The 4,317-nt window shown below is 73.1% G+C and carries 4 protein-coding genes; all 4 read right to left on the bottom strand.

Annotation, left to right across the window (positions count from 1 at the left end; translation table 11 throughout):
- Positions 1–194: 194 nt before the first annotated feature.
- Genes VFZ20_RS31080 through VFZ20_RS31065 form a run of 4 tightly spaced genes read right to left on the bottom strand, consistent with a single transcriptional unit; the run spans position 195 to position 3,936 of the window.
- Positions 195–1,604, bottom strand: coding sequence for a sigma-54 dependent transcriptional regulator (locus tag VFZ20_RS31080; protein ID WP_329687864.1), 1,410 nt, complete (start codon positions 1,602–1,604; stop codon positions 195–197).
- A gap of 3 nt (positions 1,605–1,607) precedes the next feature.
- Positions 1,608–2,453 (bottom strand): protein-glutamate O-methyltransferase CheR, encoded by an 846-nt coding sequence (locus tag VFZ20_RS31075; protein ID WP_329687863.1) that lies wholly within the window; start codon positions 2,451–2,453, stop codon positions 1,608–1,610.
- Positions 2,450–3,565 (bottom strand): chemotaxis response regulator protein-glutamate methylesterase, encoded by a 1,116-nt coding sequence (locus tag VFZ20_RS31070; protein WP_329687862.1) that lies wholly within the window; start codon positions 3,563–3,565, stop codon positions 2,450–2,452. Before VFZ20_RS31070 ends, VFZ20_RS31075 begins: the two co-directional genes overlap by 4 nt.
- Complete coding sequence (locus tag VFZ20_RS31065; protein ID WP_329687861.1) at positions 3,562–3,936, bottom strand: response regulator; 375 nt, start codon at positions 3,934–3,936, stop codon at positions 3,562–3,564. The genes VFZ20_RS31070 and VFZ20_RS31065 overlap by 4 nt, the downstream gene beginning before the upstream one ends.
- Positions 3,937–4,317 lie beyond the last annotated feature (381 nt).

The raw sequence follows: 4,317 nt of genomic DNA, 5'->3' as shown, positions 1-4,317 counted from the left end.
TAACCAGATGATGGGACGGGAGTTCGCAATCCGGGATGAAGTACTCTGCTGCCCCTGCTCCCTCTGCGTGAGAATGCAGTTTTCTTTTGTACAAGGAGCCGCGGAGCCGCAGAGTACTTCATCGCGTGACGAAGTTCCTCTGCGGCTCTGCGGCTCTGCGGCTCTGCGGCTCTGCGTGAGAATGCAGTGGTCTTTCAGCGCTCCGCCGTGGCCAGGCGGCGCGCGGAGGGGCGGGCGGGGGCGCGGCCCACGTCCTCCAGGCCGTGGTCTTTGATCTTCACGTGCAGCGTCGCGCGCGAGATGCCCAGCAGCTTGGCCGTCTCCGTGCGGTTGCCGCCCGTCATCAGCAGCGCGCGGGCAATGTGGCCGATCTCCATCTCCTCCAGCGTCGTGATGGCGCCCGTCTCCCGCCGCGGCGCCGCGCCCGACGCCTGGCGCACGGACTGCGGCAGGTGGTGCGGCTCCAGGGACTCGCTGCCGCGCGCCAGCACCAGCGCCCGCTCCACGGCGTTGCGCAGCTCGCGCGCGTTGCCCGGCCACGGGTGCCGCAGCAGCTGCTGCAACGCCCGGTCCGACAGCCGCGTGGGCGCGCCCGGAACCCGCGGCGCCAGGTCGTGGATGGTGGTCTGCAGCAGGGCGTGCACGTCCTCGGCCGCGCGGTCGCGCAGGGGCGGCACGGTGATGGGAAACACGCTCAGCCGGTAGAACAGGTCCTCGCGAAAGGTCCCCGCCCGCACGGCCGCCGACAGGTCGCGGTTGGTGGCCGCGACGAGCCGCACGTCCACCTTGATCTCACGCGTGCCGCCCAGCCGCCGAAAGCTGCGCGTCTCCAGCACCCGCAGCAGCTTGGGCTGCAGCTCCGGCGACAGGTCGCCGATCTCGTCCAGGAACAGCGTGCCCCGGTCCGCGATCTCGAACAGCCCCCGCTTGGCCTCCTTGGCGTCGGTGAACGCGCCCCGCTCGTGGCCAAAGAGCTCGCTGCTCAGGAACGCCGACGACAGGCTGGCGCAGTTCACCTCCACGAACGGGGCCGACGCCCGCGGGCTCAAGGCGTGCAGCCGTTCCGCCAGCCAGCTCTTGCCCGTGCCGCTCTCCCCCAGCAGCAGCACGGTGGTGTCGCGCGCCGTGGCCAGCACGCCGATCTCCCGCTCCATCTCGCGCATCCGCGGCGACGGGCCAAACAGGGAGCCCTCGGCCACCGTGCTCCCCGCCGGCGCCGCGCCCAGCCGGGTGCGGGCGGCCTGCTCCGCGGCGCCGCGGGCGGCCTCGCGCAGGGCCTCCACCGACACGGGCTTGGTGAGGTAGGTGTACGCCCCCTCGCGCATGGCGTCCACGGCCGTGGCCACGTCGGCGTCGCCCGTGAGGACGGCGACGGCCGCGCCGCGGGCAACGAGGATCTCCAGGGCCCGCATCCCCGACAGCCCGGGCAGGTGCAGGTCCAGGAGGGTCACGTCGGGGTGGCGCAGCTCCCAGGCGCGCAGGGCGTCCTCGGCCGAGAGGGCCTGGTGCACCTCCCACCCATCGCGCGCGAACACGGCGGAGAGAAAGGAGAGCACGCCCGGGTCGTCGTCCACCAGCAGGATGGACCTGATCGGCATCACCATGGGTCAGGAGGCGCGCGAAAGGGGAAGGGCCGCGCCCGTCGCGGGGCGGTAGACGCTCGTGGAGGCGCCCGACACGCGCTCCCACCGCTCACTCACGCCCAGCACCGTCTCGGCCGCGCCCAGGAACAGGTAGCCGTCGGGCGCCAGCTGCCCGGCCATCCGGTCCAGCACCTGCCGCTTGGTGGGCAGGTCGAAGTAGATGAGCACGTTGCGGCACAGCACCAAGTCGAACGTGCCCAGGTGGCCGAACGACTCCAGCAGGTTGCCCTCGCGGAACGAGACGGCCTGCCGCAGCGCCGGGCTGATGCGCCAGTCGTCGCCCTCGCGGGCAAAGTGCTTGACGAGCATCTGGATGGGCAGGCCGCGCTGCACCTCGAAGTGGGTGAACACGCCGGCCCGCGCCCGGTCCAGCGCCGCGGCGCTGTAGTCCGTGCCGATGATCTCCACCCGCCACCCGCTGAGCGCGGGGATGCCGGCCAGGGTCATGGCCACGGAGTACGGCTCCTGCCCCGTGGAGGCCGCCGCGCACCAGATGCGCAGCCGCCTGGACGCGGCCCGCGCCTGCATGAGCTCGGGGAGGGCGCGGTCGCGCAGCAGGTCGAACGGGGCGCCGTCGCGAAAGAACAGCGACTCGTTGGTGGTCATGGCCTCGCACACCAGCTTGACGTCGCGCTGCGAGGGCAGCATGCGCAGCGACGACACCAGCGCGGGGAGCCCCGTGTGCCCCAGCGACGCCGCCACGGGCGCCAGGCGGCTCTGCACCAGGTACTCCTTGCCGGGACCCAGCGCGAGCCCGATGTGCCGGTGCAGCAGCTGGCACAGGAAGGCGTAGTCGTTCGGGTCGATCATGCGTGTGCGGCGGTGGAAAGCGATTGGATGTGGTGCGCGATGCGGTCCAGGGGCAGCACGGCGTCCGCGAGGCCGGCGGTGACGACGGCGCCGGGCATGCCCCACACGACGCTCGTGGCCTCGTCCTGCGCCACGATGCGCCCGCCGCGGCGGCGGATGTCGCCGCAGCCGCGGCGTCCGTCCTCGCCCATCCCCGTCAGCACGACGGCCAGGGCGGCGGGGCCGTACACGGCGGCCACGGAGCGCAGCATGGGGTCCGCCGCGGGGCGGCAGTGGTTCTCGGGCGGGCCCTGGTCCAGCCGGATCACGGGCTCGCGCTCGCGGGTCATCACCGTCATGTGGTGCTCGCCGGGGGCCACGTAGGTGTGGCCGGCCAGCACGGGCTCGCCCTGCACGGCCTCGCGGCAGGGGCGCCCCGTCTCGCGCGCCAGCCGGTCCGCCAGCGCCGCCGTGAACGCGGGCGGCATGTGCTGGGTGATGAGGATGGGCGTGGCGAAGTCCGCCGGCATGGCCCGCAGCACCGTGGACAGCGCGTTGGGCCCGCCCGTGCTGCTGGCGATGGCCACGATGCGCGCCGCCTCGCCCCGGTGCAGGCCGGGCCCGCCCAGCGGGGTCAGCGGCGACAGGGGCGCGACGGGCGCCAGGGGGGCAACGGGGCCGGGCGGCGGCGCGGGCCGCGCGGCGGGCGCGGTGCGCAGCGGACGGCGCATGAGGCCGCGGATCTTGGTCACGAGCTCGGCGGCCACGGCGTCCAGCCCCAGCGCCCCGCGGGACGAGGGCTTGGCGATGAAGTCCGCCGCGCCCAGGGCCAGGGCGTTGAGGGTGACCTGCGCGCCCTTCTGGGTGAGGGAGCTGGCCATCATCACCCGCACGTCGGGGTGCTCGGCCAGGATGCGCGGCAGGGCGGCCAGGCCGTCCATCTCCGGCATCTCCACGTCCAGCAGGACCACGTCGGCGCCGCGGTGGCGCAGCAGGTCCAGGGCGCTGCGGCCGTTGGGGGCCGATGCCACGACCTTCATGTCCGGCTGCGCGTCGACGATGCGGCCCAGCACGCCGCGGATGACGGTGGAGTCATCCACCACCATCACGCGGATGGGCGATTCGGGGGTCATGCCAGGCCCACGCCCACGGTGGCCAGCTTGCCGGCGACGATCTCGGCGCTGAACGGCTTCATGATGTACTCGTCGGCACCCAGCTCCACGGCGGTGGCGATCTTTTCCAGCGACGAGTGCGTGGTGCACATCACCACGGGGGGCTGGGCCAGGTGCGTGTTGCCGCGGAGGGTGCGGAGAAAGGTGAGGCCGTCCATGACGGGCATGTCGATGTCCAGCAGGATGGCGTCCGCCCCGCCCCACTCCTCGCAGTAGTGCAGCGCGACCTCGCCGTTCTCCGCCTCGTCCACGGTGAACCCCATGGGCTCCAGCAGCCGCCGGATGGCGGTGCGGATGGCCAGCGAGTCGTCCACCACCAGGATCTTCTTCATGGGTCCCCCCGGAAAGGTTGCGCGGCACGCGGAACGCGGCGGCTTGTCTGGATTATCGACGCCTGCCGCCGCGGGCTTGAGCGCGGCGCGGGGGCGGTTTGCCCGGGAGAGCGCGGTGGTCGGGACGAGAGGGAATAGGGAATAGGGAATAGGGAATAGCCGGCAACGGAAGGCGCGTCGCGCGGGCCGTGCCGGGGCCGGGATCCGCGCGCGTGGCGGCGTCCGCGCGGGCGCCCCCTCCGGGCTCGCGGAGCTCGCCCACCTCCCCCAAAAACCCTGGGGGAGGTTGAAAGCGCTTGGGTTTCGGCCGACGCGACGGCCGGTCGCGGACCGGAGGGAACCAGCAGGGCGACGGCGTCCCTTGGTAGAAGGGCCGCTTTC

Origin of the sequence: Longimicrobium sp. (assembly GCF_036280135.1) — a bacterium.
Taxonomy (GTDB): domain Bacteria; phylum Gemmatimonadota; class Gemmatimonadetes; order Longimicrobiales; family Longimicrobiaceae; genus Longimicrobium.
The sequence above is the reverse complement of the archived record's forward strand: the minus strand, read 5'-3'. Positions and strand labels throughout refer to the sequence as shown.